General features: G+C 37.6%; 3 protein-coding genes. All 3 read right to left on the reverse strand.

The genetic code is table 11. The annotated features are described in order from the left end of the window. Positions 1 to 177: 177 nt before the first annotated feature. The gene (locus ACZFYI_RS15575; RefSeq protein WP_462525051.1) at positions 178 to 2,283 is read right to left on the reverse strand and encodes an alkyl/aryl-sulfatase; all 2,106 of its coding nucleotides are present in this window, start codon (positions 2,281 to 2,283) and stop codon (positions 178 to 180) included. A gap of 123 nt (positions 2,284 to 2,406) precedes the next feature. Continuing rightward, the gene (locus tag ACZFYI_RS15580) at positions 2,407 to 3,420 is read right to left on the reverse strand and encodes a helix-turn-helix domain-containing protein (protein ID WP_462525052.1); all 1,014 of its coding nucleotides are present in this window, start codon (positions 3,418 to 3,420) and stop codon (positions 2,407 to 2,409) included. Between the two features lie 527 nt (positions 3,421 to 3,947). Continuing rightward, the coding region (locus tag ACZFYI_RS15585) for a helix-turn-helix domain-containing protein (RefSeq protein ID WP_462525053.1) at positions 3,948 to 5,000 on the reverse strand (1,053 nt) is incomplete at its 5' end.

Raw genomic sequence — 5,000 nt, forward strand, 5'->3', positions numbered from 1 at the left:
ACACATGAATATAAGCATGATATCTCAGAGGTTATACCGTGTATTGCACCTATTAAAGGAATCATTGCAAGAAAAATATAGCACGGTACAAACTGATTTCATAAAATGAACCGGGATTCATTTCAGGAAATCAATTTACCTCTTTAGGGATATGTAGGTTGAAAGAAAATTCAAAAATCAATCTTCTATGTAGGCAGGTGCATCAAATCCACCATCGGCATTAGGTGCTTGGTACTTTTCTTTTTTTGTACCTGGCAGGATTTCAAAGCGTGAATCAAATTCGTCCAGCATTCCCACCAAATCCGCCAAAATCTGTGGATTTCCTTCGACTTTCGCTTTACCTTCCTTCAATAGTTCTTCAAAGGTTTTTACCCCCATCATTGCCAAATTCAGATCGGACCTGTTCAAGGTCAGTGTGAGATCTGCATTCTTTGCTGTAAATCCTTTTAAATTTGACAATGTAGAATTACTTAGCTCTACCAAGTATTTCTCATTGTTGTCAGGAGTGATGATATTCATTTTAAATGATTTTCCTTCAGCTTTTTTACTGTTGAGTTTTACTCCCAAGAAATCCAGCCAGGTTTCAGTGCTCATGGCACGAATTACATCAGGTGTAACAGATGAAGGTTGCGCTCCACCGGGGATACCGTTTCGAAGTTCATAAGCACCTGCCAAGAAACTGTTCCTGACACTTGTACTCTCTTGCTGATATCCAATCTGCTCATAACAATCAGCCAAAAGGTCTTTGGCTTCTTGGTTCGACGGTTCTGCAAATACCAATTTATTCAAAATTTCAGAGGCAAGCTTATACTTACCCTCTTCGAAAAGCTCCCGGCCCTTTTCAATAATCGGTCCTGCACCACCCATCATTTCGACATACAATGGCGCCGACTCCCTTTCAGGCATAGGTATCAAAGTAAGTGGATTGGCATCCCAATATCCCAAATACCTGTTGATAATCGCGCGGCTGTTATGCTCTACTGAACCATGATAAGACCTTACCGACCACTGCTTCTGTAAGCTGGCAGGTACTTCGTATACATTATGAACTTCGTTCACAGTCACGCCTTGATTTGCAAGGTTCAATACTGTATTATGGATATGGCCATAAGTATCACGTTGTGCCCGGAGTACTTCCTGGACACGCTCATTGCCCCATCTAGGCCAATGGTGTGAGGCAAACATTACATCTGCGTCCACTCCAAACATATAGAGTGCCTCAGATATTTTTTTGGACCAAGTCAATGCATCCCGTACCAAAGCTCCCCTTAAGGTATAAATGTTGTGGATGGTGGCTGTAACGTTCTCAGCCATCCACAATGCTTTTTTATCAGGAAAATAAGTATTCATCTCTACAGGAGCCTCAGTATTTGGCGTATTATGAAATATCATCCTGATTCCATCGATGGTATGCTCTTCAACAGGTTTGCTGATAGAAATGGTAGGTGCTATAAGACCTACCATACCTCTTGAAGCATTTTTAGCAAGAGCCTGATCGACGTGGCCATATGGACTAACAGGCAACAGCACACCATATTGATAAAACAACCTTCTGTTCATGGCATTACCTGCGATCACATTTTCAGATACTGCAAAATTCATAAGTCCTTCAGGGGCAATAACTTTAACCTTCCCTGAAAATACATCCTCCTCATTGATCACACCTCTTACGCCGCCAAAATGGTCGACATGTGAGTGAGAATAAATAACTGCACTTACGGGTCTTTCACCCAATTGCTCATTGGCAAATTTCAATGCTGCGGCGGCTGTTTCACGCGAAATCAAAACATCAAGAAGGATCCAACCGGTTTTTCCCTCAATCAAGGTCATATTCGATAAATCAAACCCGCGAACCTGATAAATCCCATCAGTGACTTTATACAAGCCATATCCCATATTTAGGGTGGCAATACGTTGAAGAGAAGGATGTATTGTTTGATATTCCTGCTCTTTCAAAAGGAAATCGTACCTGCCAATATCCCAAATAACATTTCCTTCAGCATCTTTAATCTGTCTAAAATCCGGTGCAGCGATAAATCCCTTTTGTTGCTCTTCAAAGTCGCGCTTGTCATCAAAGGGTAAAGATTTCTTCCAATTTTCCCAAATCGCCAAGGTATGTTTGGAAGGACCTTTTCCTTTTGGATCGAAGTGGTCGCTTACCGATAAATCTGACCCTGAAGTTCCGGTATCTGAAGTTTCGGTATTCTGGTTATTACAACTGACCTGGCTAAACAATATAACCATCAAAAATGGAATCAGTAAAGTTTTGCAAACTCGGTTCATGCCCATAAATTTCATATAAGTTTTTGGATTTAGTTAACACATAAATTTACTAAGGATAAAAGTGAAAAGGCAAGTTGGAGTCACTTAAATGCCAATCTTTAAACAAAATTGGCCATATTCAATCTATTCCTTTCCTTTAACAGATTTGATATAGGCTGAGGGAGAAACATTTTTGAACTTTTGAAAAGCCAAAGTGAAAGAATTTCTATTATTGAATCCGGACAATTCTGCAAGCCCCACCAAAGAAAGGTGCTCAAATTTCCCGGATTCAATCAAGTTGCAGGAATCCTCTATCCTTCTCTCATTGATAAAATCAGAAAAATTGGTTTTGAGATGAGAATTGATATAGAGTCTCAACAAATATACCGGGACATTTGTGTCTTCTGCTAAAGATTGGATGGAGTAACCGTGTTGGAGAAATTTTTTATCCTTATTTAATACCTTATCCAATTTTTCTTCAATTTCTTTGATTTTTTGATCTGATAACTGCTCTGTCTTTTCCGATTTTATTTTAATGGCCTTTTCCTCAAAAAGATTCTGATCCATTCCATATAGGATTTTTGGAAAAAAAATCAAAGCAAGACTGGTAATAAAAGTAAGTAGTACTATAGTCAGATGAACCAATAAAAAGTTTGTCAAAGGTTCAATGGCCCAAAACAACAAAAGGAATGGAAAAAAAACCAAGAGTTCCAATCCCAAAAATATCTTAATCCACACAAACCACTCTTTGGCAAAACCTCTTAAATCCTGTTTCTTTGCATTTTTCCATACCATGATGGCAGAAATCACCCAATAAAATGCCAATACAAGGGATCTAAATGGGGTATAGAAATTCGGTGGAAAAAAACGGCTTTGATTGTAACTTGTATACAATACCGGATTGGATACTTCTGATTGGATTAACAGGATTTTTTCATCATTGCTAAGCATAAAAATCGGCCAAAAATCTACCAGAATAATCAAGAAAGGCAAAAGGTGGATTAAGTCCATCCACTTTAAACCTTTTCCTGTCAATACCATTCGAATATATAAGTACATCAAAGGCATAAACAGAAATCCGGCTAAATTCCCTGTTCTGTAAAAAAACGGGAAATGAAAGAAATATCCTGAAGTAAGAAGCCAAATTATAAATGACATGTAGGTAAGCAACAAAAAATTAAACCCGAGCAGGACGTTGGCCCGGTTTTTTTTAAAACCAAAATAAATCAGAACCAAGCCTACCAAAGAACCAATAAACATTGAAAAAAGGAAGAACAGGTTTATTGCATTTATTTCCATAAAACAAGTCAATAGCCGGGTAACACATTACTAAGTTAGCCTAATTCCATACGAAACCATCGAAATTTTGCAAAATGATGGAAAATTAAAATGAATGTTTTAAAAAATTTCCATGGATAAACCTGTTGTAAAAAAGCTTAAGTAAACTCAATTTGGCGAATTTGGAAGGACTTAGAATAGACGTCATCTTCTTTGCTAGTAACCCATTATAATACTGCAGACAGGACGGAAGACAGAAGTCGGAAGACTGAAGAACAGGGTATCTCAGTGTTTAGCCAAGATTTTTATTGAATTATCATACTTTTGGCATCATTGCGTACATGCAAATTACTTTTTACGAAAATGGTCATTCCAAAATATCTTGGGAAAGAATCTGAAATGAGGGATTATTTTACTGAATTGATTTTGTAATAGGCAGAGGGAGACATATCCTTAAACTTCTTGAAAGCCAATGAGAATGAATTCCGATTATTGAATCCGCATAAATCAGCAAATCCTTCAATTGCCAAATGGGCGTATTTTTGAGAAGACATCAATTCACAGCATTCTTCTATCCTTTTTTGATTGATGAGATCGGAAAAAGTAGTATCCAAAACCTTGTTGATATACATGGTCAAAAGATAGGTAGGTATCCCGGTATCGCCTGACAGGTCATGAATGGAATAACCATGCTTCAAATATTTTTTTTGATGCCCAAGGATCAGATTTAATTTATTTTCTATTTCTGCGGTTTTTTCTGCCGAGAGATTTTCCAAAATCTCTATTTTTGATTTACGTTTTTGGAGTTGTTGCTCAAACTTCTCTTTGTCCAAGCCATAAAGGATTTTTGGAAAAAACATAAGCGATAATCCGGTACCCAAATTGAGGATAACAATATTAATGTGGATCAAATGGAAGCCTGTGATTGGCCCTACAGTCCAGAAAAGCATGAAAAACGGAAAGAAAACAAAAAATTCCAATACCAAAAAAACTTTAATCCAGGTAAGCCATTCTTTGGCAAATACCTCCTTTTCATTCTTCCTGATTGCCTGCCTTACCCAATAAACTGACAGAATCCAATAGATCGATAACACCACAGATCTAAATGGGGTGTAGAAGTTTGGAGGAAAAAAGCGGGATTGGCTAAAAGCAGTAAATAAGGCAGGGTTAGAGATTTCAGATTGGATAAGCGCCAATTTATCATTTGTATCAAGCATCAGGACAGGCCAATAATCCACTATAAAAATCAAAGGAATTATCAGGTGCAAAGCATCTACCCATTGAAGTTTTTTTCCTGACACTACGAGCCGGATATAGAGGTACATCATAGGCATAAAAAGAAAGCCTGTGAAATTCCCTGTCCGGTACAATTGTGGGAAATACACGAAATAGGAAGTGGTAATCAGCCAAATAATAAATGAACTGTATGTAAGGACCAAAAAATTAAATCCAAGGAGTAT

This window comes from Aquiflexum sp. (assembly GCF_977115555.1).

Excerpts from the sequence above, each read along its gene's own strand:
- ACZFYI_RS15580 (WP_462525052.1), bottom strand. The coding sequence starts at position 3,420 with ATGTCATTTATAATTTGGCTTCTTACTTCAGGATATTTCTTTCATTTC.
- ACZFYI_RS15575 (WP_462525051.1), bottom strand. The coding sequence starts at position 2,283 with ATGAACCGAGTTTGCAAAACTTTACTGATTCCATTTTTGATGGTTATA.